A 23,848-nucleotide genomic window follows, 5' to 3' on the forward strand; every position below is an offset into this window, starting at 1 on the left:
TCGGACGGGTCCGCATCCGCCGGCAAGAATGGTAGAAGCCCCCGTGGACATCATCGCCAGCATCCGGGCCGAGGCGCTCCGCCTCGGCTTCAGCAGCATCGGCTTCACCGAGGCGCGGCTGCCGCCCGAGGCCCGGGCACGGCTGGATGCCTTCCTCGCCGCCGGGATGCAGGGGGAGATGGGCTGGCTGGCGGACCGCGCGGCACAGCGGGCGCAGCCGAAGGCGCTCTGGCCGGAGGCGGTGAGCGTGATCTCGCTCGGGCTGAACTACGGGCCGGAGGAGGACCCGCTGGCCGTGCTGGCGCAGCGGGAGCGCGGCAGCATCAGCGTCTATGCCCGCAACCGGGACTACCATGAGCTGGTGAAGTCGCGGCTGAAGGCGCTCGCCCGCTGGCTGATCGCGCAGCAGGGCGGCGAGCTCAAGGTCTTCGTCGATACCGCGCCGGTGCTGGAGAAGCCGCTGGCGCAGCAGGCGGGCCTCGGCTGGCAGGGCAAGCACACCAACCTGGTCAGCCGCGAATTCGGCTCCTGGCTGTTCCTGGGCGAGATCTACACCACCCTGGCGCTGCCGCCCGCCCTGCCCGAGACCGACCATTGCGGCCGCTGCCGCGCCTGCCTCGACAGCTGCCCGACCGCGGCCTTCCCGGCCCCCTACCGGCTGGATGCGCGACGCTGCATCAGCTATTTGACCATCGAGCACCGCGGGCCGATCCCGGAGGAGCACCGGGTGGCCATGGGCAACCGCATCTATGGCTGCGACGATTGCCTCGCGGTCTGCCCCTGGAACAAATTCGCCGCGGCGCACAGCGAGCCCGCCTTCGCCCCGCGCGCCAGCCTGACGGCGCCGCGGCTGGCGGAGCTGGCGATGCTGGACGATGCGGGCTTCCGGGCGTTGTTCACCGCCAGCCCGGTCAAGCGCATCGGCCGCGACCGCTTCGTGCGCAACGTGCTGGTGGCGATCGGCAATTCGGCCTCCCCGGCGCTGCGGGCCACGGCCCAGGCCCTGGCGGAGGATGCCGACCCGGTGGTGGCGGAAGCCGCCCGCTGGGCGGCCGGACGATTGGAGGCGGCATGAGCGAGAGCGCATTGGTCCTGTTCAGCGGCGGCCAGGATTCCGCCACCTGCCTCGCCTGGGCGCTGGACCGCTTCGACCGGGTGGAGACGCTGGGCTTCGACTACGGCCAGCGGCACAAGGTGGAGCTGGAATGCCGCGCGGTCTTCCGCGACCGGATCGCGGCCGCCTTCCCCGCCTGGGCGGCGAAGCTGGCGGAAGACCACAGCCTGCCGCTGGAGGCGCTGCGGGCGGTCTCCGATACCGCCCTCACCCGGGATACCGCGATCGAGATGGGCGCGCATGGCCTGCCCACCAGCTTCGTGCCAGGGCGGAACCTGATCTTCATGAGCTTCGCCGCGGCGCTGGCCTATCGGCGCGGGCACCGGCACCTGGTGACGGGGGTCTGCGAGACGGACTACTCCGGCTACCCCGATTGCCGCGACGATACGATGAAGGCGCTGCAGGTGGCGCTGAACCTCGGCATGGAGCGCCGCTTCGTCATCCATACGCCGCTGATGTGGCGGGACAAGGCGGCGACCTGGGCGCTGGCCGAGGCGCTGGGCGGCACCGCGCTGGTGGAAGCGGTGCTGGAGGATACCCATAGCTGCTACCTCGGCGACCGCAGCCAGCGGCACCCCTGGGGCTATGGCTGCGGCAACTGCCCCGCCTGCGAGTTGCGTCGCCGCGGCTGGGAGGCCTGGGAGGCCGCCAAGCCTTAGGGCGGCAGCAGCACGACCGTCACGCTGCGCTCGGCCGGGACCACGCCGCGGGCGAAGGCGGCGCGGCGGGCCTCGGCGCGGATCCGGTCGCGTTCCACCCCCTGCTGCGCCAGCGCCGTCGCCACCGCCCCGGCCCGCTTGGCGGCCAGCGCGATGCCGGCCTGGGCGCCACCCTCCTGCGGGCCGGCATGGCCGAGGACGCAAAGCATCCGGTCCGGGGCCTGCTTCGCCCGCTCGACCACCGCGGCCAGGTTGGCGCGGGCGGCATCGCTCGGGGCGGCGGCCCCGCGGGCGAAGGGGATGGCGAAGACGTCATCCTCCAATTGCTCGGCGCCGACGCAGGTGAAGGGCCGCACCTGGGCGGTGGCGCGGCCGGGCAGCACCATCAGGGCGAGCGGGACCGCCAGCAGGAGGTGGATCACGCCGCCACCAGCAGGCCGGCGTCGCGCAGCCGCCCCAGCAGGGCCGCAGCATCGATGCCCGGATGGGCGGCGCGCAGCTCGGCCTCCGCCACCTCGGGCCGAGCCAGGACCCAGCCGGCCGCCTCGACCTCCGCCCCCTGCAGGGGCATGGTTCCCTGGCCGGTCTTCAGCAGCCAATCGGCACCGCGCCGCACCGGCCTGGTGCCCACGGCCAGCACCTTCCAGCTGGGTGCCTCGGCATCGGTCGCCGCCCCGGCGGCCGGGGCGATGCCGCGCGCGGCCAGCAGGTCGTTGCCGCCACGGGAGAAGCGGTAGTCCGCCACGAAGCGCTCCAGCACCTCCATCACCTTCGGCTCCCGGCAGAGTTCGGCAAGCCTTTGGCCGAGCGCGCCGGCCCGGCTGGTGAGGGCGAATCGGGCGGCGGCGCTGCCGTCCTGACGTGGCAGCGGCTTGCGGAATTCGGTGTCATACAGCGCCCGCTCCAGCAGGATGTTCAGCAGGTCCATCCCGAGCGGCGCATGGACGCCATAGGCGATATGGACGGAGGCCGGTGCCTCGGCCAGGGCATCGTGATACCAGCCGCGCGGCAGATACAGCAGGTCGCCGGGCAGCATCAGCACCCGTTCCCGGATGCGGCCCTTGGCCTGTTCGTGCTGCGCCTGGGACTGGCTGCGGAAGACCGGATGGGCGATCGGCCAGTCGGCGCGGCCTTCCCAGAGGTTCCAGGTCTTCTCGCCCTCCACCTGCACCGCCCAGACCTCATGCGTGTCGTAATGGGCGGGGAAGGCCTTGTGGCTCTTCCAGGAGATATAGACGTTGCCTTGGGCCTTCCCGAGCCCGGCGTCCTCCAGCGCAGCGGAGACGGCGGCGAGGCCGGGGGTGAGGCTGTCGACGTCGTTCATGACGACGGAGGCGCCGCGCCTGACCCAGTCCCGCACCTTGGCGGCCTCGGGCTGCAGCACCTGGGCATTGTCGCGGCTGGTGGCGCGGCCGCAATACTGCTCGGGCGGGACGGGCGTGCCATCCATGACCAGCTGCAGCGAATGGCCGGACCAGATATGCGTCATGTCGAGCAGCCGGTTGATCTGGCGCCAGGACAGCACCTGGGCGAATTTCGCCAGCCCCCCGCGGACATGCAGCGGCTTGCGGTCGTGGTATTCGGCGAAGAATTGCTCGGGCGTGACGGGGGCGAGCAGGTCGGCGAGGGTCAGGGTCATGGCCTGCCCCATGTAGCAGATGCCGTGCCGCAAGGGGACGGCCGAGAGGGCAAGCGCCTCAGCGCTCCACGCGGCCATCCAGCATGGCGAGGGTCACCCCGACCACCGGCGCGGCGACGAAGGCGGCCGCCAGGAGGGGCAGGAACCAGCCCTGGACCATCAGGGCCACGGCACCAAGGCCGAGCAGGACGCCGAGCCAGGCCTCGCGGCGGGCATGGCGCGTATCGGCGGCCAGGGCCAGGGCGATGGTGTCGATCGGGATCGGGGGGGCCGCGCCTGCGCCGAAGCCGCGGACCCGGGCCTCCCGCTGCAGCCAGGTGGGGGAATCAAGCAGGTCCAGGGAAGGCCCCTGCCATCGGTGGTTGCGGCGCTCCGCCTCGGCAGCGGCGGAGGGGGCACTGGATCTGCGATGCGGGCCGGGCATGGGGGTCTCCAGAGCTAGGCCTCGGTTTTCGAACCCTGAGTTGTATCGTCCTCAGCATATTACTCATGGCCGGATCAAATGCAACTCCTGGTGGCACACTCTCACTAAATTCAACCTCGGTCTCATTTCGCGGGTCGGTGCCTCATCGGCGGACCCGGCCCCTCCCGGAGAGGACGCTTGCCGCCGCCGGCCGATCCCGCGAAGGATGCCGCTGGCGAAGGAGGAATTGCGTAATGAACGAGCCCGGCCGGCTGGAGTTGCTGCACCTGGCGGAGGAAGCCCTGCATCGGCTCGCGCCCGGGCTGCCGGCCGATGCGGCGGTGCTGCTGCGCCGCCTGCATGCCGAGGTGCCGAGCGCCGAGCTGGCCGCGCCCGAGGGCATGGCCGCCGCCGCCGCCAGCCTGTTTGCCCTGGCGCAGGACCGGCCGCCGGGCATAACCCGGCTGCGCGTCCTGCCCCCCGCACCCGGCCAGGGCGCCCATGCCGTCGCCGAGGTCGTCACCGACGACATGCCCTTCCTGGTGGACAGCGTGCTGGGGGCCCTGGCGCGGCAGGGCCGGGTGGTGCGGCAATTGCTGCATCCGGTGCTGGCGGTGCGGCGCGATGCGGCGGGGGCGCTGCTGGCGCTGGAGGAAGGCCCGGGCAGTGCGCCCGCCGGGACCGCAGCCGAAAGCATGATGCGTATCACCCTCGGCGCCGCCCCCGCCACCATGCTGCCCGGCCAGCCGGCGGCGGCCGCGGATGACTGGCCGGCCCTGCAGGCGGCGCTGGCCAAGGCACTGGCGGATACCCGCATCGCGGTCGCCGATTTCCCCGCCATGGCCGGCCTGCTGCGCGGGGCCGAGGCCGAGGTGGCGCCGCGTGCCGAACCGGGGGCCATCGGCTTCCTGCGCTGGCTGGCGGAGGAGAATTACGTCCTGCTCGGGCATCGCCGCCTGGCGCTGACGGCGGCGGGCGGCCTCGCCCCGGTGGATGCCGAGAACCTCGGCCTGCTGCGGGACACGACGCTGCCGGTCTTCGACGTGCTGCGCGACCCCGGAAGCCTGCCGCCACCGCTGCGGGAGGCCCTGGCCGCGGCCGCCGCGGTGACCGTCGCCAAGGCCAACATGCGGAGCACGGTGCATCGGCCGCAGCATGCCGATGTGGTGGTGACGCAGATCCCCGGGCCGGATGGGCAGGTCGCGGGGCTGCGGCTCTTCCTCGGGCTGTTTGCCGCCAGCGCCTACAACCGCAACCCGCGCAGCATCCCGCTGCTGGCCGAGAAGGTGGCGCGCATCCTGGCCGCCGCCGGCTACGACCCGGAGGCGCATGACGGCCGGGCGCTGCGCAACATCCTCGATACCTGGCCGCGCGACGAGCTGTTCCAGGCGCCGGAGGCGGAGATCCTGGCCGCGGCACGGCGGGCGCTGGACCTGCAGATCCGCCCGCGCCCGGCGCTGGTGCTGCGGCACGATCCCTTCCGCCGCTTCGTCTCGGCCATCGCCTGGCTGCCGCGGGATACCTTCGACACGCGGCTGCGCGAACGGGTCGGGGCGATGCTGGCGCGGGCCTTCGGCGGAAGGCTGAGCGCCTGGTACATCGCCCTCGGCGACGCGCCGCTGGCGCGGGTCCACTACATCATCGGCACCGACCCCGATCAGCCCCGGTCTGTGGATGCGGCGGCGCTGGAGGCGGCGATCGCCCAGGCCGCCCGCGGCTTCCAGGACCGGCTGGCCGAAGCGCTGGTGGCCGAACGGGGCGAGGCCGCGGCGGCGGCCAGCCTGGCCCGCTGGCGCGATGCCTTCCCCGCCGCCTATCGGGAGGCGACCACCGGGGCCGAGGGCGCCGCCGACCTGGCCCTGGCCGAGCGGGCGCTGGCCGAGGGACGCCCCGCCGCGGCCCTGCTGCGCCAGCCCGGCACGACGGAGCTGGTCCTGCGGCTGGCCAATCCCGGCGGGCCCCTGCCGCTCGCGGATGCGCTGCCGCTGTTCGAGAGCCTCGACCTGCGGGCGATCGAGGAGATCCCGCATCGGCTCTCGCCCACCGGCGATACGCCGGTGGTGCTGCATGTCTTCACCCTGGCGCCGGGCGCCGCGGCGGAGGAGGCGCGCTTCCCGGCCTTGCTCGAGGCCCTGGCGGCGCTGCTGGACGGCCGGGCGGAGGCGGATGGCTTCAACCGGCTGGTGCTGCGCGCCGGGCTGGACTGGCGGGAATGCTGGCTGCTGCGGGCGATGTACCGCTGGCTGAAGCAGGTGGGCTTCGGCTTCGCGCAGGGGAGCGTGGAGGCGGCGCTGGCGGCGCATCCGGCGGCGGCGCGGCTGCTGGTCGACCTCTTCCAGGCCCGCTTCGACCCGGACCGGCCGCGCGGGGACGAGGCCGCGCTGGATGCGGCCTGGACGACGCGGCTGGCGGCGGTGGAAAGCCCGGACGAGGACCGCATCCTGTCGCGCCTGCATCAGGTGCTGGGCGCGCTGCTGCGGACCAATTACTTCCAGGGCAAGCCCTATCTCTCGCTGAAGATCGACAGCGCCGCGGCCGGCGAGATGCCGGCGCCGCGCCCCTGGCGGGAGGTCTTCGTGCATTCGCCGCGCATGGAAGGCGTGCATCTGCGCGCCGGGCCGGTGGCGCGCGGCGGCATCCGCTGGTCCGACCGGCGGGAGGATTTCCGCACCGAGATCCTCGGGCTGATGAAGGCCCAGCGGGTGAAGAACGTGGTCATCGTGCCGACCGGGGCGAAGGGCGGCTTCGTGCTGAAGCGGATCCCAACGGAGCGGGAGGCCTTCCAGGCCGAAGGCGTCGCCTGCTACCGCATCCTGGTCAGCGGGCTGCTCGACATCACCGACAACCTGAACGAGGCCGGCGTGGTGCCGCCGCCGCGCGTGGTGCGGCGCGATGCGGACGACCCCTACATGGTCGTCGCCGCCGACAAGGGGACCGCCACCTTTTCCGACATCGCCAATGGGCTGGCGGCGGACTATGGCTTCTGGCTGGGCGATGCCTTCGCCAGCGGCGGCTCGGCCGGCTACGACCACAAGGGCATGGGCATCACCGCGCGCGGCGCCTGGGTGATGGTGGCGCGGCATTTCGCCGAGCTGGGGCACGACATCCTCGCCGAGGATTTCACCTGCGCCGGCGTCGGCGACATGTCGGGCGACGTCTTCGGCAATGGGCTGCTGATCAGCCGGCATACCAAGCTGGTCGCCGCCTTCGACCACCGGCACATCTTCCTCGACCCCGCGCCGGATCCGGCCGCGGGCTTCGCCGAGCGGACACGGCTTTTCGCCCTGCCCCGCTCCTCCTGGGCGGATTACGACGCGGCGCTGATCTCGCCCGGCGGTGGGGTCTTCGCCCGCAGCCTGAAGACCATCCCGGTCTCGCCCGAGGTGCGGGCGCTGCTGGGGCTGGAGGCGGAGCGGGTGACGCCGGCGGAGCTGATGCAGGCCATCCTGCGGGCGCCGGTGGACCTGCTCTACTTCGGCGGCATCGGCACTTATGTGAAGGCCAGCGGCGAGAGCCAGGCCGAGGCCGGCGACCGGGCCAATGACGCGCTGCGGGTCGATGGCCGAGAGGTGCGGGCGAAGGTGGTCGGCGAAGGCGCCAACCTCGCGGTGACCCAGGCCGGGCGGGTCGAGATCGCCGCGGCGGGCGGGCGGCTCAATACCGATGCGCTGGACAATTCGGCCGGTGTCTCCACCAGCGACCATGAGGTGAACATCAAGATCCTGCTGGCCGATGCCGAGGCCTCCGGTCTGCTGACCCGGAGCCAGCGGGATGCGCTGCTGGGGGCGATGACCGAGGAGGTCGGCCATCTGGTCCTGCGCGACAATGCGCAGCAGGCCCTGGCGATCAGCCTGGAGGAGCGGGCCGGTGCCGCGGCCCTGCCGGCCCAGGCGGCGCTGATGCTGAAGCTGGAGGCGGCCGGGGTGCTGGACCGGTCGGTGGCCGGGCTGCCGGATGCCGCGACCCTCGCCGGCCGGATCGCCGCCGGGGAGGCGTTGAGCCGCCCTGCCCTCTGCGCCCTGCTGCCGCTTGCCAAGCTCTGGCTGACCGAGGCCATCGAGGCGAGCGACCTGCCGGACGACCCGGGCTTCGCGCCCCTGCTGACCGCCTATTTCCCGGCCGCGCTGGGCGAGCGCTTCCCCACGCTGATCGCCCGGCATCGGCTGCGGCGGGAGCTGGTGGCGACGGCCATCGCCAACGAGGTCGCCAACCGGCTCGGCTGCGCCGGGCTCGGCCGGCTGGTGGCGGAGGCGGCGCCGGCGGATGCGGCCCGGGCCGCCTGGCTGGCCGGGGCGCTCTTCGACCTGCCGGCGCTGGCGGATGCGACCGATGCGGCGGCGGCACCGGCGGCGATGCGGCTCGACCTGCTGGCGGTGCTGCGGCGGCTGCAGGAGGAGCTGGCGCCCGGGCTGCTGGCGGCGCCGCGGCCGCTGGAGGCGGCGCTGGCGGCGCTGCGGCCGGGCATCGCCGCGCTGGTCGCGGCGACCGAGCCGGGCCTGGATGCCGCACCCTGGCGGGCGGCCGGGCTGCCGGAGGCGGCCATCGCCCTGGCCGCCGCGGCGCCGGGCCTGGCGGCGGCGCCGATGATCCTGCGGCTGGCCGCCGAGGCCGGCGCCGCGCCGGATGTGGCGGCGGCGGGCTGGAAGGCGGTCGGGGCCGAGTTCCAGATCGAGGCGCTGCGGCAGGCGGCGGCGATGGCCCCGGCCCCGGGCGCCTTCGGTCCCAGGGCAAGGGCCGCCCTGCTGGGCGAGCTCGGCGCCATCCAGGCGCGGCTGGCGGCGGCCCGGCTGCACGGCGGTGCCCCGGCCGATGCGGCGGTCGCGGCGCTGGCGCGGGAGGCGGCGATGGCCGGCGACCTGTCCGCCGTCAGCGTCGCCACCCATGCGCTGGCGGCGCTGGCGTGACGCCCGTCCTGCCGGACCTGCTGCGGCCCGGCCTGCGCCTGGTCTTCTGCGGCACCGCGGCGAGCCATGAATCGCGGCGGATCGGCGCCTATTACGCCGGCCGGGGCAATCGCTTCTGGGCGGCGCTCTATGCGGCGGGCTTCACCCGCTGCCTGCTGCGGCCGGCCGAGTACCGTGCCCTGGCGCGCGGCGGCATCGGCCTGACCGACCTCTGCAAGACGGCGAGCGGCATGGACCGCGACCTGCTGCCCGAGGATTTCGATGCGGCAGGCTTCCGCGCGGCCATGGCCCGCTGGCGGCCAGGGGCGATCGCCTTCACCAGCAAGGAGGCCGCGGCGGCGGCGCTCGGCCTGCCGAAGCTCGGCCTCGGCTTCGGCGCGCAGGACCGGCCTGCGCCGGGTTTGGATTTCGCCCGCATCTTTGTCCTGCCGAGCCCCTCCGGGGCGAATGGGCATTGGGCGAAGCTGCGGCATCATTGGGACGAGACAGCCATGGCCCTCGATTTTCCGCCGCCGGCGATCGCCGCATGAGCCGCAAGGAATGACCCGCAAGGCCTGGGCCTGGGCCCTGTACGACTGGGCGAATAGCGCCTTCCCCACGGTGGTCTCGACCTTCGTCATCGCCGCCTATTTCAGCAAGGGCATCGCCCCTGATGCCGCCACGGGCCAGGCGCAATGGGGCTGGATGCAGACGGCGGCGGGGCTGGCGATCGCCCTGCTCTCGCCGCTGCTGGGGGCCGTGGCGGATGCCGGCGGGCGGCGGCGGCTGATGCTCGGCACCTGCACCGGCATCATGGTGCTGGCGACCGCCGGGATCTGGTTCGCCCGGCCCGACCCGTCCTTCACCCTTTACGCCCTGACCTGCGTCGGGATCGCCACCGTCGCCTTCGAGCTGGGCACCGTCTTCTACAATTCGCTGCTGCCGCAGGTGGCCTCGCCGGCCGAGATCGGCCGGGTCTCGGGCCTGGCCTGGGGCCTCGGCTATGCCGGGGGGCTGGTCTGCCTGGTGGTGGCGCTGGTGCTGCTGGTGCAGCCGGACCCCTCCCCCTTCGGCCTCGATCGCGGCAGCGCCGAGCATGTGCGGGCGACGGCGCTGCTGACCGCGCTCTGGGTCGCGGTATTTGCCTGGCCGGTGCTGCTGTTCCTGCCCGATGCCGGCGGGGCGAAGCCGGGCTGGATCGCCGCGGCGCGGGCGGGGCTGGCCGAGATCCTCGGCGTGCTGCGGCGGCTGCCGCGCAACCCGGTGATGGGGCGCTTCCTGCTGGCGCGGCTGTTCTATACCGATGGGCTGAACACGCTGTTCGCCTTCGGCGCGATCTATGCCGCCGGCGTCTTCGGCATGGGCTTCGAGGAGATCCTGCTCTTCGGCATCGCGCTGAACCTGACGGCGGGGCTGGGCGCCGCGGGTTTCGGCCTGGTCGAGGACCGGGTCGGCTCCAAGCGGGTGGTGATGGTCGCGCTGGTGGCGCTCATCCTGCTGAGCAGCGGGCTGCTGGTGGCGGAGGGCAAGACGGCCTTCTGGGCGCTGGCGCTGGCCTTGGGCATCTTCATCGGCCCGGCCCAGGCGGCCAGCCGGACCCTGATGGCCCGGCTGGCGCCGCCGGACGAGGTGGCGGCGCATTTCGGGCTTTTCGCGCTGAGCGGCCGGGTCACCGGCTTCCTCGGCCCGGCGGTGCTGGCCGCGGTCACGGCGGTGACCGGCAGCCAGCGGGCCGGGATGGCCACGGTGGTGGTCTTCCTGGCGCTCGGGGCGGTGATCCTCGTGGGGCTGCGGCAGCCGCCGCCGCGGGCCTAAGCCGCGATATAGAGGTAGTTCGGCATCGGCTGCGTCTCGTCGACCACCCGGGTGACGCCGGGGATGTTCTCGGCGAGGACGCGGAGCCCGCGCTTCACCGCCTCGGTGCGCATGAAGCCATGGAAGGTGACGACGCCCTCGGCCACCTCGACCATGGTGTAGAAGGTATCGGCCCAGGGTTCCGGCGCATCGCCGCCAGCACCGCGACACGGATACGCTCGTCGGAGAGGCCGCTGGCGGCCTGCGGCGGCGCCACCAGGGCCCGCAGCAGGTCCGCCCGGCTGACCAGCCCGCGCAGCCGGCCCCCCTGCACCACCAGCACGCGGCGGATGCCCTTGTCCTCCATCAGATGCGCGATCTCGGCGGCGGTCGCCGCTTCCGCCACCGTCACCACGCTTTCGGTCATGACATCGGCGGCGGTGACGCCATGGGTACGGGCATAGCGATCCGCCTGGGCGACCGGATCGGCGAAGATGGCGCGGAGCCAGCCGGCGGGACGATCCGCCTCCCCCGCCAGGCGGCGGATCAGGTCGGCCTCGGTCACGATGCCGCGCAGCTGGCCCTGCGCATCCAGCACGGGCACGGCGGAGATGCCGCGCTCGGACAGCAGCCGGGCGACGGCGAGGACCGGCGTTTCGGGCGGCACGGTCACGACATCCGGGGTCATCAGGTCACGGGCGGTGAGGTTGCTCACGGCGATCTCCTCCTCAAGCGGTGGCCGGAGGATGCGCTTCGGAGCGGTCGCACACCTTGATCAGGCGCAAGTCCCCGGGCTTTCGCCGCAGCCCGGTCCTGGCTATGTCTGCGGGGCCAAATATCCCCGGGAGGATCGACCGAATGAACGGCTTCAACCGCCGCAGCCTGCTTGCCGCCGGTGCCGCCACGCTGGCGATGCCACGGCTGGCCGGCGCCCAGGCCAGCCAGCTCGCCATCGCCACCGGGACCACCGGTGGCGTCTATTATCCGCTGGGCGGCGGTCTGGCGAATATCCTGTCGCGGACCATCCCGGGCATGAGCGCGACGGTGGAGGTGACCGGCGGCTCGGTCGCCAACAACCAATTGCTGGGTGCCGGCCGGGTCGGGCTGGTCTTCACCCAGGTCGATGCCAGCGTGGATGCCGTGCGCGGCGAGGACCGCTTCCGCGGCCGGCCGGTGAAGGTGCGTGCCCTCGCGGTGCTCTATACCAACCGCATGCAGGTGGTCACGACGGCGGCGACCGGCATCAAGAGCCTGACGGACATGAAGGGCAAGCGGATCTCGACCGGCGCGCCCGGCTCCGCCACCGAGGTCATGGCCTTCCGGCTGATCGAGGCGGCCGGCCTGGACCGCGACAAGGACTTCCGCGCGCGGGAGCGGCTGTCGCCGGCCGAGAGCACCAATGCGATCAAGGACGGCAAGCTGGACGCCTACTTCTTCGTCTCCGGCGTGCCGACCAGCGCGGTGACGGATCTCGCGGCCTCGCCGGGGATCACCGCCCGGCTGGTGGACCATGCCGAATACGTGCCGAAGATCGTCGAGAAATACGGCCCGGTCTATTTCCCCGAGGTGATCGCGGCCGGCACCTATCCCGGCCAGACCACGGACAACCACCAGATGTCGGTGGCGAATATCCTGGCCGTGCTGGACACCATGCCGGATGCGCTGGTGACGAAGATCCTGGAAAGCACCTGGGCGGGGCGGGCCGAGCTGGCGCAGGTGCATGCGGAAGGTCGCGGCTTCACCCTGGACCGGCAGAAGACCGCCGCGGCGGGCGTACCCTGGCACCCGGCAGCGGAGGCATTCTGGAAGGCGCAGGGCGCGACGCTGGCCTGATCTGCGCGTCAGTTCATCGCATCCTGCGACAGGATCCCGGCCAGCCTTTCATAGAGCGGGCCGGGACTGCTGCCGCCGGGATGCGGTGATGCGACGTTGCTGACGGCGACCATTGCCCAATTGGCGAAGGCGCGGCTCGCAACCGCCTTGTCATGCAGCAGCGTGACGCCGGTATGGCGCCAGTCCCGTTCGATGCGGCCGAAGATCTCGCCGACCGCATCGGGCGTGCCCTCCAGGATCTGGGCGAAGCAGTCCTCGCTCGACAGCAGCATGCCGGTGATGCCGAAGCGCGTGTTGACGATCCGCGCCACCGAGAGAAGCCTGTCGACCTCCGCAGCCTTCGCGGCAGCGGAGCCCTGGATCAGGCTCCGGCTGAAGTAGCAGAGGCGGCGCAGGCTTCCTGACATCGGCTCATCTCTTGGGCTGCGACCGGCATTACCGGCATCAGGACCTCCTTTTGACGTCCGCGATCAGATGACCATCGACAGGTGACTCAATCGTTACATAATAAGCCCATACGGCAAATCATTGCGGCAGAAGCCACACCGTCACGGATCCTGCCGACCCATTGGCCGTTCAGGCGCTCCCGATGCCGAGGCGCGCCAGGCGGTGCGCCGCGGCGGCATTCACCGCATGGTCGGGCAGCCGGCCCTCGGCCAGGGCGGTAAGCTGGCGGACCGTATCGAAGGCCTGATGCTCGATGGCGGCCGGGGTGAGGCCGCCGGTATGCGGGGTGGCGATGACCCTGGGATGCGCGGCGAGCGACGGGCTCGGCATCTGGTCCGGCGCGCGGCCGACGTCGAGGGCGGCGCCGGCGAGATGGCCGGAGTCCAGCGCGGCCTGCAGGGCCGCCTCGTCCACCAGGTTGCCGCGGGAGGGGTTGAGGAAGAAGGTGCCGGGCTTCATGCGGGCGAAGGCGGCGGCATCCAGCAGGTTCTCCGTCGCCTCGTTGGCAATGGCGAGGCAGACGGTGAAATCCGCCTCGGCCAGCAGCGTCTCGAGCGGGCAGTGCTGCAGGCGCGGATCCTCGATGGCGGCGAAGGGATCGGCGACCAGGACCCGCATGCCGAGCGCCAGGCCGAGCGGGGCCAGGTAGCGGCCGATGGCGCCATAGCCGATGATCCCGAGCGTGCTGCCGCTGAGCTGGCGGCCCATCCGGGCGGCGGGGATGATGCCGGCGTGATAGGCCGTGGTCGCGGCGCCGATCCCCCGCGCGAGGTCGATCATCTGGCCGATGACCAGTTCGGCGACGGAGGGGATGAAGCCGGGGGTCGCCTGGGTCACCAGCACGCCCTGGGCGCTGGCCGCGGCGACGTCGATGTTGCGGATATCGACGGCGCAGCGGAGGAAGGCGACGAGGTCGGGCGCCGCCTCGAAGGTCGCGGCCTCGCCGGGGGACTGGCGGTAGCAGATGATGGCCTGGCAGCCGGCGGCGGCCGCGGCGAGCTCGGCTCCGGCGAGGTGGCGGCCGGTCTCATTCAGCCGGACCTCCGCCACCGCGCGGAGGGCGGCCAGGGCGCGGGGGCCGTAGTAATTGGCCAGCGTATCCTCGGTATGGGTCAGATAGACCCGCAGCCGGTTCCTCGGCGCTTGCATTGCATTCTCTCCCTGCATCCGGGCTAGGCTAGGGCAAAAGGGGTGGGGGAGACACAGTCCGGATGCTGCGGACCCTGGTGACGCGACTGGCAGGCGCCGCCATCATGGCGGTGCTGGCGACGCTGGTGATCTTCCTCATCACCAACACCGTGCCGGGCGATCCGGTACTGGCGCAGCTCGGCGACATCGCCGCCAGCAATCCGGCGACGGTGCTGGAATGGCGGGCGAAATGGGGGCTCGATCTGCCGCTCTGGGAACGATACTGGATCTTCCTGCAGGGGCTGGCGCAGGGCGACCTCGGCACCTCCATCGCCTCGCAGCGGCCGGTACTCGAGGATATCGCGCAATATGCCCCGGCGACGGTGGAGCTGGCGAGCATCGCCTTCGTCCTGGCGCTCGGCACCGGCATCCCGCTCGGCATCGCCGCCGCGGTCTGGCGGGACGGCTGGGTGGATGCGGCGGCGCGGGTGATCTCGCTGATCGGCGTCTCCTCCCCCACCTTCTGGCTGGCCTTCGTCATGCTGGCGATCTTCTATGGCGGGCTGCAGATCGCCCCGGGCCCGGGGCGGCTGGACCCGATCGCCTTCCCGCCGGAGGAGGTGACCGGGCTGTTCCTGGTCGACAGCCTCCTCGCCGGGGATTGGGAGGCCTTCCACGATGCCGCGGCGCATCTGGTGCTGCCGAGCATCGTGCTGGCGGCGGCGACCATCGGCCTGATCACCCGCACCACGCGGGCGGCGATGCTGGAGGCGATGGGCCAGGACTATGTCCGCGTCTCGCGCGCCAAGGGCATGCGGGAGAGCTACACCATCCTGCGCCACGTGCTGCCGAACGCGCTGATCCCGGTGGTGACCCTGGGCGGCCTCGCCTATGCCAACCTGCTGGCGGGGGCGGTGATGACGGAGACGGTCTTCTCCTGGCCGGGGCTCGGCCGCTACACCTTCCGCAGCGCGGCGGCGCTGGATTTCCCGGCGATCATGGGGATCACGCTGGTCGTCTCGGTCACCTATCTGCTGGTGAACCTCGCGGTCGACCTCTCCTATGCGCTGCTGGACCCGCGGGTGCGGCGGTGAGCGCGACCGTCGCGCTGCCGGCGGTGCGGTCGCGGCGCGGGCGGCTGTGGCGGCGCTACGGGCTTGCGGGCGTCGGCGCGGGTATCGTGCTGACCTGGGTGCTGGTCGCCGCTTTCGCGCCCTGGGTCGCGCCCTATCCGCCCGACTTCGTCGATGTCACCAACCGGCTTCGGCCACCCTCCGCCGCGCATTGGCTGGGGACGGATGCGCTGGGGCGGGACTGCTTCTCCCGCCTGATCTACGGGGCGCGGATCTCGCTGCTGGCGGGGATCTCGGTGGTGGCGATCGGCGCCGCCTTCGGCACCTTGGTCGGCATGGTTGCGGCCTATGCGCGGGGCCTAGCCGATGCTGCGCTGATGCGGCTGACCGATCTGGTGCTGTGCTTCCCGCCGATCATCCTGGCGTTGGCCATCGCCGCGGCGCTCGGCATCGGCACGACCAATACGATCATCGCCATGCTGGTGGTCTGGTGGCCGAAATTCGCCCGGCTGGCGCGGGCCCTGGCGCTGGTGCAGCGCAGCCAGGAATACGTGGAAGCGGCCGTGGTGCTGGGGCTGAAGCCGGCGCGCATCCTCGGCCGGCATATCGTGCCGAATGCCATCGGGCCGCTGGTGGTGCTGGTCACGCTCGATATCGGCAATGCCATCATCACCTTCGCCGGGCTCTCCTTCCTCGGCCTCGGCGTGGTGCCGCCGACCGCCGAATGGGGCGCGATGGTCGCCGAGGGGCGGGAGCTGGTGGAGCAATGGTGGGTGGCGACCTTCCCCGGCCTCGCCATCCTCACCATCGTGCTGGGCTTCAACTTCTTAGGCGACGGGGTCAGGGATTGGCTGGATCCGAAGGCGCGCAGCCGGTGACGCCTACGCTCGAGGTCAAGGACCTCCGCACCGTCTTCCTCACCGATGCGGGACCGGTGCGCGCCGTGGATGGCGTCTCCTTCTCGGTCGGCGCCGGCGAAACGCTCGGCATCGTCGGCGAGAGCGGCAGTGGGAAGAGCGTGACGGCGCTGTCGCTGATGCGGCTGCTGGAGGAGCCGGCGCGGATCGTCGGCGGCTCGATGCATTTCCAGGGTCGCGACCTGCTGGCGATGCGGCCGGAGGAGCTACGGGCGCTACGCGGCGACCGCATGGCCATGGTCTTCCAGGACCCGATGACCGGTCTCAACCCCGTCATCCGGATCCTCCGCCAGTTGACCGAGCCGATGGTGGCGCATGGCCGCTTCGATGCGCCGGAGGCGAAGCAGCGCGCGGTCGGCCTGCTCGGCCGCATGGGCATCACTGCGCCGGAGCGGACCGTCTCCCGCTTCCCGCATGAATTCTCGGGCGGGATGCGCCAGCGGGTGATGCTGGCGATGGGCTTCGCCAACGACCCGGCGCTGCTGATCGCGGACGAGCCGACGACCGCGCTCGACGTCACCATCCAGGCGCAGATCCTGGATCTGCTGCGGCAGCTCAACGCGGAATTCGGCACGGCGATCGTGCTGATCAGCCACGACCTCGGCGTCATCGGCGCGGTCTGCCAGCGGGTCGCGGTGATGTATGCCGGCGAGGTGGTGGAGGAGGCGGCGACCGCCGAAGTCCTGGCCGACCCGCGCCATCCCTATGCCTGGGCGCTGGTGAATGCGGTGCCGCGGATCGACCAGCCGCTCGGCGAGGACCGCCGCCTGGTCAGCATCGAGGGTGCGCCGCCCGATGCGCTGGCACTGCCGGCAGGCTGCCGCTTCGCGCCGCGCTGCCCCTTCAAGGTGGCGCGCTGCGAGACGGAGCATCCGCCGTTGGCGGAAGTGGCGCCGGGGCGGCTGGCGCGCTGCTGGGTGACCCAGGCCGGGCAGGTCCTGCCCAGGGCCGGCGGCACCGGCTTCGGCGGCACCCGCGCCGCCAGCACCGCGACCGAGCCGCTGCTGGCGGTGCGCGGCCTGGTGAAGCATTTCCCGCTGCCGCGCGAGAGCCTCTTCGGTGCGCGCCGCGTGGTGCATGCGGTGAACGGCATCGACCTCGACGTGGCCCGCGGCGAGACGCTGGGCATCGTCGGCGAGAGCGGCTGCGGCAAGTCGACCCTGGCGCGGCTGGTCACCCGCATCCACGCGCCGACCGCCGGCAGCATCCGCTTCGCCGGGCAGGAGATCGCGACCGCCAGCCCGGCCGCGATCCGGCCGCTGCGGCGGCGGATGCAGATGGTCTTCCAGGATCCCTATGCCTCGCTCAACCCGCGCATGACCATCGGCGACACGCTCGCCGAGCCTTTGGTCGCGCATGGCGTGGTCGGCCGCGGCGCCGCGGCGCGGGACCGGGTGCGGGACTTGCTTTCGACCGTGGGGCTGAACCCGGCCTGGGAAGCGCGCTATCCGCATGAGTTCAGCGGCGGGCAGCGCCAGCGCATCTCCATCGCCCGGGCCCTGGCGCTGGAGCCGGAGTTCATCGTGGCGGATGAGCCGATCAGCGCGCTCGACGTGAATATCCAGGCGCAGATCCTCAACCTGATGCTGGACCTACAGCAGCGGATGGGGCTGACCTATCTCTTCATCGCGCATGACCTGGCGGTGGTGCGCCATCTCTGCGACCGTGTCGCGGTGCTCTACCTCGGCCAAGTGATGGAGAGCGCGCCGGCGGGCGCGCTGTTTGCCCGGCCGCTGCATCCCTATACCGGCGTGCTGATCTCCGCCGTGCCCGTGCCCGGCCGCACCCGCGTGGTGCTGCAGGGGGAGCCGCCGAGCACCCTGGTCCTGCCCACCGGCTGCGTCTTCCACGCCCGCTGCCCGATTGCCCGTCCCGTCTGCGAAACGGCACCGCCGCTGGCCGAACACGCCCCCGGGCGTTGGGCGGCCTGCCACTTCCCGGGCGAGTTCGCGCATGGTGAAATGGGGGCATGACCCCTCCCCTCGATGCCATCCTCGCCCATCTCGATGCCGGGACGGCGGCCGCCGAAGCGCGGCTGATCGACTGGCTCCGCATCCCCAGCATCAGTGCCCAGCCCGCCCATGCCGGGGATTGCCTGCGTGCCGCCGAATGGGTGCGGAACGAGCTGGCCGGCCTCGGCTTCACCGCCGAGATCCGGCCGACCGCCGGCCACCCCGTGGTCGTGGCCCACCACCCCGGCCCGGGCACGGACGCGCCACACCTGCTGTTCTACGGCCATTACGACGTGCAACCGGCCGATCCGCTCGACCTCTGGACCTCGCCGCCCTTCGACCCGGTGGTGGCGGATGGCCCGCATGGCAGGCGCGTCGTCGCCCGCGGCGCGGTGGACGACAAGGGCCAGTGCGCGATGTGGCTGGAGGCGCTGCGCGCCTGGCACGCGGTCGCCGGCGGCCCGCCCTGCCGTGTCTCGGTGCTGATCGAGGGCGAGGAGGAGGTTGGCTCGCCGAGCCTCGATGCCTTCCTCGCCGCCAACAAGGCGGAGCTCGCGGCCGATGTCGCGGTCATCAGCGATACCGGCATGTGGGACATCGACACGCCGGCCATCACGACGCGGCTGCGCGGCATGGTCTATGCGCAGATCGACCTGAAGGCCGCCTCGCGCGACCTGCATTCCGGCATCTACGGCGGTGCCGCGCTGAACCCGGTGAATGCGCTGTCGCGCATCCTGGGCACGCTGCACGACGAGAACGGCCGGGTGCAGATCCCGGGCTTCTACGAGGGCGTCGCCGAGATCAGCAATTCGCAGCGGGTCGAATGGGACAGCCTCGGCTTCGACGAGGCCGGCTTCCTCGGCGACATCGGCCTGACCACGCCCTCGGGCGAGCGCGGCCGCAGCGGACTGGAACGCTTGTGGGCGCGGCCGACCGCCGATCTCAACGGCATCTGGGGCGGCTATACCGGCGACGGCAGCAAGACCGTCATCGCGGCGGAAGCCCATGCCAAGCTCTCCTGCCGGCTGGTCCCGGGCCAGGACCCGGCCAAGGTGGCCGAGGGCATCCGCGCCTTCATCGAGGAACGACGGCCTGCCGATGCCAAGGTGGAGGTGACGGTCTTCACCACCACGCCGGGCATCGAGGTGCCGGCCGACAGCCGCTGGGTCGGCGCCGCCCGCCGCGCACTGGCCGAGGAATACGGCCGCCCCGCCGTGCTGATCGGCAGCGGCGGTTCCATCCCGGTGGTCGAGAGCATGCGGCGGCTGCTCGGCCTCGACAGCCTGCTGGTCGGCTTCGGGCTGAACGACGACCAGGTGCATAGCCCGAACGAGAAATTCGAATTCCGCTGCCTGCACCAGGGCGCCCGCAGCCATGCCAGGATGCTGGCGGAATTCGCCAAAGGCTAGTTGCCGGGCAGAACCTTCCCCGGATTCATCAGCCCGCGCGGGTCGAGCACCGCCTTGATCCCGCGCATCAGCTCCAGCGCCAGCGGGTCCTTCAGCGCCTGCATGACATGCAGCTTCAGGCTGCCGATGCCATGCTCCGCGCTGAAGCTGCCGCCGAGCGCCACGGCGATCTCGTTCACCACCATGTCGGCGGCACCGGCGCGGGCGACCCAGTCCTCGCGCGACATGCCCTCGGGCGCCCTCAGGCTGAGGTGGATATTACCGTCCCCGGCATGGCCGAGTGCCAGCATGCGGCCTTCCGGCCAGCGTTCGGCGAGGGCCGCTTCGGCGCGGGCGAGGAATTCCGGCACCGCCGAGACCGGCACGGCGGTATCGGTGGCGATGGCCGGGCCGGCGGCGCGGGCGAATTCCGGGTAGTCCTCGCGGATGCGCCAGAAGGCCAGGCGCTGCGCCTCGTTCTCGGCCAGCACGCCATCGGTGATCTCCCCGGCCTCGTCGGCGGCGAAGAGCGCCGCCTCCAGCATCTCCCGCACCGGGACGGCGGGGTGGGAGGCGGCGAGCTCCAGCATGACGAACCAGGGGCTGGTCACCGGCAGCGGCAGGCGGATCTGCGGCGCATGGCGCTCGACGATCGCCATGCAGGACCGGCTGATCAGCTCGAAGGCGACGACATCGGCCCCGGCACCGTAGATGCGCGACAGCAGGGCGAGTGCCGCATTCGGCGAGGGCACCGCGACGAAGGCGGTCTCCACCGCCCGCAGGGGTGGGACCAGCCGCAGCGCCGCTGCGGTGATAATGCCGAGCGTGCCCTCGGCGCCGATGAACAAATGCCGCAGCGCATAGCCGCTGTTGTCCTTGCGGACCCGGCGGAGGTCGTGCAGCACGCGGCCATCGGGCAGCGCCACCTCCAGCCCCAGCACCAGGTCCCGCGCATTGCCCCAGCGGATGGTGCGGATGCCGCCGGCATTGGTCGAGAGCATCCCGCCGATCTGCGCCGAGCCCTGGGCGCCCCAGGCGATGGGGAACAGCCGGTCCACCGCGACGGCGGCCTGCTGCACCTGCTGGACGATGCAGCCGGCTTCGGCCACCACCGAGAAGTCCCGGGCATCGACGTCGCGGATGCGGTTCAGCCGCTCGAGGCTGAGCACCACGGCGGGCGGGCCGCTATCCCGCACCACGGCGCCGCCGGCAAGACCCGTGCGGCCGCCGGCGGCGACCACGGCCAGCCCGGCCTGGGTGGCGATCCGCAGGGCGGCGGCGACCTCCTCCGCCGTGCCGGGGCGCAGCACCGCCTGCGGCGTGCCGCGGTAGCTGCCGCGCCAGTCCACGGCATAGGGCGCCATGTCCTCCGGGGTGGTCAGGATGTTTCTTGGGCCGATGGCTTCGGCCAGGGCGTCGAGGCTGGTCATGCGCCGCAGTTTCCCGCCGCCCCTGCCGCGCAGCAACCCCCTTGGCGCGCGGGTGCAACACGGGCTTGATAGCGCCCGGGAAACCCAGGGGAATTCACGCCGATGAGCGATATGGTGCCGGTGAGCGCGGATTATGTCGTGGTGGGCGCCGGCTCGGCGGGCTGCGCCGTGGCGGCGCGGCTCTCGGAGGATCCCTCCGTCCGGGTGGTGCTGCTGGAGGCGGGGTCGAAGGACCGGAACCCCTGGCTGCACGTGCCGATCGGCTATGCCAAGACCATGTACCACCCGACCCTGTCCTGGAACCTGATGACCCAGCCGGAGCCCGAGCTGGAGGGCCGCCAGGTGCCCTGGCCGCGCGGGCGGACCTTGGGCGGCTCCTCCGCCATCAACGGGTTGCTCTACGTCCGCGGCCAGCATGCCGACTACGACCACTGGCGCCAGCTCGGGTGTACCGGCTGGTCCTTCGAGGATGTGCTGCCCTATTTCCGCCGCTCCGAGGACCAGGAACGCGGGGCGAGCGCGCTGCATGGCGCCGGCGGGCCGCTGGCGGTCAGCGACATCCGCGACCGCAACCCGCTGGCCGTCGCCTTCGTCGAGGCCGCCGCCGAGCTGGGCTTCCCGCGCAACGACGATTTCAACGGGGAGAGCCAGGAGGGCGCCGGCTTCTACCAGACCACCTCGCGGAAGGGTTGGCGCTGCAGCTCGGCGACCGCCTACCTGAAGCCGGCGCGGGGCCGGGCCAACCTCATCGTCGTGGCGGATGCGCATTCGACCGGGCTGCTGATGGAAGGCCGCCGCGCCGCCGGGGTGAAGTTCAAGCGACACGGTGCCAACCTGGTGGTACGGGCGACGCGGGAGGTGATCCTCTGCGGCGGCGCCATCGCCTCGCCGCATCTGCTGCTGCTCTCGGGCATCGGCCCGGCCGAGCATCTGCAGGCCATGGGCGTGCCGGTGGCGCATGACCTGCCGGCGGTGGGCGGCAACCTGCAGGACCATTTCCAGGCGCGGCTGCAGTTCCGGGTGAACAAGCCGGTCAGCATGAATTCCCGCACCAACAGCTTGTTCGGCCAATTCCTGATGGGCGCCGAATTCGCCCTGCGGCGCACCGGGCCGCTGACGGTCAGCGCCGGGACCTCGGGCCTGTTCGCCCGGGTGCTGCCGACCAGCGAGACGCCGGACGTGCAGTACCATTTCCTGCCCTTCTCCACGGACAAGACCATGGAGAAGCTGCACCCCTTCCCCGGCATAACCATCAGCGCCTGCCAGCTCCGGCCGGAAAGCCGCGGCAGCATAACCCTGGCCAGCGCCGACCCGCATGCCAAGGCGCTGATCCACGCCAATTACCTCAGCACCGAGACCGACCGGCGCTGCATGGTGGAAGGGATCAAGCTCGGCCGCCGCCTGGCGCAGACCCGGGCGCTGGGCGCCTGGGTCGAGGAGGAGATCGTCCCCGGCGAGGCCGCGGCAAGCGACGAGGAGATTCTCGGCTTCATCCGCCGCACCGGCAACACGATCTACCACCCGAGCGGCACCTGCCGCATGGGCGGCGACCCGGCCAGCGTGGTGGACCCGGAGCTGCGGGTGCGCGGGATCGAGGGGCTGCGGGTCGCCGATGCCTCGATCATGCCGACGGTCGTCTCCGGCAATACCAATGCGCCGGCGATCATGATCGGGGAGAAATGCGCCGACATGATCAAGGCCAGCGCGAAGCAGAAGTTGGCGGCCTGATCAGCCGCCGAAGCCGGCCATCGCCTGCTTCCACTCGGCGGCGGCGAGGCTTTCCTCGATCGCCAGCAGCTCCGTCGCCAGCGCCCCGCGCGGGTCGCGGTCGAGGCCCTCCTCGATGCAGCGCTTGGCCATGCGCAGCGCCGCAGGGGGCGCCTTGGCGATGGTGGCGCTGATCCCGGCAAGCGTCGCCTCCAGCGCCTCCGGCGCCAGCAGCCGGGTGACGAAGCCATGCGCCAGCGCCTCCTCGGCGCCGAGCGTCCGGCCGGTGAACATCATGTCCTTGGCCAGCCGCTTGCCTAGCACGCGGGGCAGCCGCTGGGTGGCGCCGACGGTGCCCCAGAGCGCCTCCGGGGTGCGGAAGCTGGCGGCGGGCGTGGCGAGGATGAAGTCGCAGGCGCCGGCGATCTCGCAGCCGGAGCCGACGGCGGGGCCCTCCACCACGGCGATGGCGGGCATGGGCAGGGTCTCGATCGCGTTGTAGGCGGCGAAGCCCTTCACGCGGCGGGCGCGGACCTGGTCGTCGGTCATGCCCTGGCGTTCCTTGAGGTCGGCGCCGGCGCAGAAGACCGGGCCGCTGGCGCGGATCACCACCAGCCGGGCCGCCTCGGCCACGGCGCGGCGGCAGGCGGCGGAGATCGCCTCGGCCAGTGCCAGGTTCAGCGCGTTGCGCGCCTGCGGCCGGTTCAGGGTCAGGGTAACGACGCCTTCGGTGGCGGCGTAGAGGATGGTCTCGTTCATGGCGCGACGCCGGAGGCATTGATCACCGCCTTGATGCGGCGGAGCGAATCCGTGCCGTATTGCGCGGCGGATTCCGCCAGGGCGCAGGCCTCCTCCAGCAGCGCCGCGCGCGGCACCACGCGGTTGACCAGCCGCAGCGCCAGCGCTTCCGCCGCCAGCACCGGGCGGCCGGTGGCGACCAGCTCGAAGGCGTCCTTCGGCCCAAGGTGGCGCAGCAGCATCGGCAGCACGAGCGTGGGGTAGATGTCGTGCTTCGCCTCCGGCCAAGCGAAGCGCAGGTCCTCGGCGCCGAGCACGAGGTCGCAGGACAGCGCCAGCGAGGCCCCTGCCCCGACCGTCGCGCCATGGATGGCCGCGACCACCGGCTTGCCCATCAGCCCGGGCGCCGCGAGCATCGCATCCGAAAGCAGGCCACGGGCGACGCGCGCTTCCGGGTCGGCGATCAGGATGGCGCGTTCGCCGAGGTCGGCGCCGGCGGAGAAGCCGGGGCCGGCGGCGGCGATGACCACGGCGGCGACATCCGGCTCGGCATCGGCGGCGCGCAGCGCCGCGACGATGGCGCCGACCAGGGCATTGTTCAGCGCATTGCGCTTCTCCGGCCGGTTGAGCGTGAGGATGCGGATCCGGCCGCGGGTCTCGGTGAGCAGGGGCAAGTGGCGGTTCCTTCCGGTCTTCCCGAAGCTAGCCCCAGGGGGGATGCTGTCAACGCAACCGGGGGAATG

At 72.2% G+C, this 23,848-nt stretch carries 21 protein-coding genes; 11 read left to right on the top strand and 10 right to left on the bottom strand.

Annotation, left to right across the window (positions count from 1 at the left end; genetic code table 11):
* Positions 1 to 28: 28 nt before the first annotated feature.
* Both queG and queC read left to right on the top strand, forming a co-directional pair.
* Positions 29 to 1,075 carry a tRNA epoxyqueuosine(34) reductase QueG gene (gene queG, locus AC0IW9_RS03445; protein ID WP_471646802.1) on the top strand — a complete coding sequence of 349 codons (1,047 nt, stop codon included), beginning with the start codon at positions 29 to 31 and terminating at the stop codon, positions 1,073 to 1,075.
* Complete coding sequence (gene queC, locus AC0IW9_RS03450; protein ID WP_471646803.1) at positions 1,072 to 1,773, top strand: 7-cyano-7-deazaguanine synthase QueC; 702 nt, start codon at positions 1,072 to 1,074, stop codon at positions 1,771 to 1,773. Before queG ends, queC begins: the two co-directional genes overlap by 4 nt.
* Here queC and AC0IW9_RS03455 read toward each other — a convergent pair.
* Genes AC0IW9_RS03455 through AC0IW9_RS03465 form a run of 3 tightly spaced genes read right to left on the bottom strand, consistent with a single transcriptional unit; the run spans position 1,770 to position 3,836 of the window.
* On the bottom strand, positions 1,770 to 2,195 hold the full coding sequence (locus AC0IW9_RS03455; protein ID WP_471646804.1) for an OmpA family protein: 426 nt from the start codon (positions 2,193 to 2,195) through the stop codon (positions 1,770 to 1,772). The two genes, queC and AC0IW9_RS03455, sit on opposite strands and share 4 nt — an antisense overlap.
* A complete protein-coding gene (locus AC0IW9_RS03460; protein ID WP_471646805.1) occupies positions 2,192 to 3,412 on the bottom strand; it encodes a cupin domain-containing protein in 1,221 nt (406 codons plus the stop codon). The genes AC0IW9_RS03455 and AC0IW9_RS03460 overlap by 4 nt, the downstream gene beginning before the upstream one ends.
* Before the next feature lie 58 nt (positions 3,413 to 3,470).
* Positions 3,471 to 3,836: a hypothetical protein gene (locus AC0IW9_RS03465; protein ID WP_471646806.1), complete on the bottom strand. Its 366-nt coding sequence runs from the start codon at positions 3,834 to 3,836 to the stop codon at positions 3,471 to 3,473.
* A 233-nt stretch (positions 3,837 to 4,069) separates the two neighbouring features.
* Between AC0IW9_RS03465 and AC0IW9_RS03470 the strand changes: the two genes are divergently transcribed.
* Genes AC0IW9_RS03470 through AC0IW9_RS03480 form a run of 3 tightly spaced genes read left to right on the top strand, consistent with a single transcriptional unit; the run spans position 4,070 to position 10,513 of the window.
* On the top strand, positions 4,070 to 8,719 hold the full coding sequence (locus AC0IW9_RS03470) for an NAD-glutamate dehydrogenase domain-containing protein (RefSeq protein ID WP_471646807.1): 4,650 nt from the start codon (positions 4,070 to 4,072) through the stop codon (positions 8,717 to 8,719).
* Positions 8,716 to 9,249 carry a mismatch-specific DNA-glycosylase gene (locus tag AC0IW9_RS03475; protein ID WP_471646808.1) on the top strand — a complete coding sequence of 178 codons (534 nt, stop codon included), beginning with the start codon at positions 8,716 to 8,718 and terminating at the stop codon, positions 9,247 to 9,249. The genes AC0IW9_RS03470 and AC0IW9_RS03475 overlap by 4 nt, the downstream gene beginning before the upstream one ends.
* Before the next feature lie 10 nt (positions 9,250 to 9,259).
* Positions 9,260 to 10,513, top strand: a complete 1,254-nt coding sequence (locus tag AC0IW9_RS03480; RefSeq protein WP_471646809.1) for an MFS transporter — start codon at positions 9,260 to 9,262, stop codon at positions 10,511 to 10,513.
* Here AC0IW9_RS03480 and AC0IW9_RS03485 read toward each other — a convergent pair.
* Both AC0IW9_RS03485 and AC0IW9_RS03490 read right to left on the bottom strand, forming a co-directional pair.
* On the bottom strand, positions 10,510 to 10,626 hold the full coding sequence (locus tag AC0IW9_RS03485; protein ID WP_471646810.1) for a hypothetical protein: 117 nt from the start codon (positions 10,624 to 10,626) through the stop codon (positions 10,510 to 10,512). The two genes, AC0IW9_RS03480 and AC0IW9_RS03485, sit on opposite strands and share 4 nt — an antisense overlap.
* Positions 10,608 to 11,207, bottom strand: a complete 600-nt coding sequence (locus AC0IW9_RS03490; protein ID WP_471646811.1) for a CBS domain-containing protein — start codon at positions 11,205 to 11,207, stop codon at positions 10,608 to 10,610. The genes AC0IW9_RS03485 and AC0IW9_RS03490 overlap by 19 nt, the downstream gene beginning before the upstream one ends.
* A gap of 143 nt (positions 11,208 to 11,350) precedes the next feature.
* Here AC0IW9_RS03490 and AC0IW9_RS03495 point away from each other — a divergent pair, with 143 nt between their 5' ends.
* The gene (locus tag AC0IW9_RS03495; protein WP_471646812.1) at positions 11,351 to 12,325 is read left to right on the top strand and encodes a TAXI family TRAP transporter solute-binding subunit; all 975 of its coding nucleotides are present in this window, start codon (positions 11,351 to 11,353) and stop codon (positions 12,323 to 12,325) included.
* A gap of 8 nt (positions 12,326 to 12,333) precedes the next feature.
* Here AC0IW9_RS03495 and AC0IW9_RS03500 read toward each other — a convergent pair whose 3' ends face one another.
* Both AC0IW9_RS03500 and AC0IW9_RS03505 read right to left on the bottom strand, forming a co-directional pair.
* A complete protein-coding gene (locus AC0IW9_RS03500) occupies positions 12,334 to 12,732 on the bottom strand; it encodes a BLUF domain-containing protein (RefSeq protein WP_471646813.1) in 399 nt (132 codons plus the stop codon).
* Positions 12,733 to 12,901: 169 nt separating this feature from the next.
* Positions 12,902 to 13,921, bottom strand: a complete 1,020-nt coding sequence (locus tag AC0IW9_RS03505) for an NAD(P)-dependent oxidoreductase (RefSeq protein WP_471646814.1) — start codon at positions 13,919 to 13,921, stop codon at positions 12,902 to 12,904.
* A gap of 62 nt (positions 13,922 to 13,983) precedes the next feature.
* Here AC0IW9_RS03505 and AC0IW9_RS03510 point away from each other — a divergent pair, with 62 nt between their 5' ends.
* The 4 genes from AC0IW9_RS03510 to AC0IW9_RS03525 are packed head-to-tail and all read left to right on the top strand — an operon-like array spanning position 13,984 to position 19,251.
* Complete coding sequence (locus tag AC0IW9_RS03510) at positions 13,984 to 14,994, top strand: ABC transporter permease (protein ID WP_471646815.1); 1,011 nt, start codon at positions 13,984 to 13,986, stop codon at positions 14,992 to 14,994.
* Positions 14,991 to 15,851 carry an ABC transporter permease gene (locus AC0IW9_RS03515; protein ID WP_471646816.1) on the top strand — a complete coding sequence of 287 codons (861 nt, stop codon included), beginning with the start codon at positions 14,991 to 14,993 and terminating at the stop codon, positions 15,849 to 15,851. The genes AC0IW9_RS03510 and AC0IW9_RS03515 overlap by 4 nt, the downstream gene beginning before the upstream one ends.
* Positions 15,848 to 17,863 carry a dipeptide ABC transporter ATP-binding protein gene (locus AC0IW9_RS03520; protein WP_471646817.1) on the top strand — a complete coding sequence of 672 codons (2,016 nt, stop codon included), beginning with the start codon at positions 15,848 to 15,850 and terminating at the stop codon, positions 17,861 to 17,863. Before AC0IW9_RS03515 ends, AC0IW9_RS03520 begins: the two co-directional genes overlap by 4 nt.
* Positions 17,860 to 19,251, top strand: coding sequence for a dipeptidase (locus AC0IW9_RS03525; RefSeq protein WP_471646818.1), 1,392 nt, complete (start codon positions 17,860 to 17,862; stop codon positions 19,249 to 19,251). Before AC0IW9_RS03520 ends, AC0IW9_RS03525 begins: the two co-directional genes overlap by 4 nt.
* On the opposite strand, the gene AC0IW9_RS03530 is transcribed toward AC0IW9_RS03525, so the two are convergent.
* Positions 19,248 to 20,660: an FAD-binding oxidoreductase gene (locus tag AC0IW9_RS03530; RefSeq protein WP_471646819.1), complete on the bottom strand. Its 1,413-nt coding sequence runs from the start codon at positions 20,658 to 20,660 to the stop codon at positions 19,248 to 19,250. The genes AC0IW9_RS03525 and AC0IW9_RS03530 overlap by 4 nt on opposite strands.
* 102 nt (positions 20,661 to 20,762) lie before the next feature.
* Between AC0IW9_RS03530 and AC0IW9_RS03535 the strand changes: the two genes are divergently transcribed.
* Complete coding sequence (locus AC0IW9_RS03535; protein ID WP_471646820.1) at positions 20,763 to 22,388, top strand: GMC family oxidoreductase; 1,626 nt, start codon at positions 20,763 to 20,765, stop codon at positions 22,386 to 22,388.
* On the opposite strand, the gene AC0IW9_RS03540 is transcribed toward AC0IW9_RS03535, so the two are convergent.
* Entirely contained in the window at positions 22,389 to 23,126 is a 738-nt protein-coding gene (locus AC0IW9_RS03540; RefSeq protein ID WP_471646821.1) for an enoyl-CoA hydratase/isomerase family protein, read from the bottom strand.
* Positions 23,123 to 23,779: an enoyl-CoA hydratase/isomerase family protein gene (locus AC0IW9_RS03545; RefSeq protein ID WP_471646822.1), complete on the bottom strand. Its 657-nt coding sequence runs from the start codon at positions 23,777 to 23,779 to the stop codon at positions 23,123 to 23,125. Before AC0IW9_RS03545 ends, AC0IW9_RS03540 begins: the two co-directional genes overlap by 4 nt.
* Between the last annotated feature and the right edge of the window lie 69 nt (positions 23,780 to 23,848).

Source organism: Belnapia sp. AC561 (genome assembly GCF_979252845.1).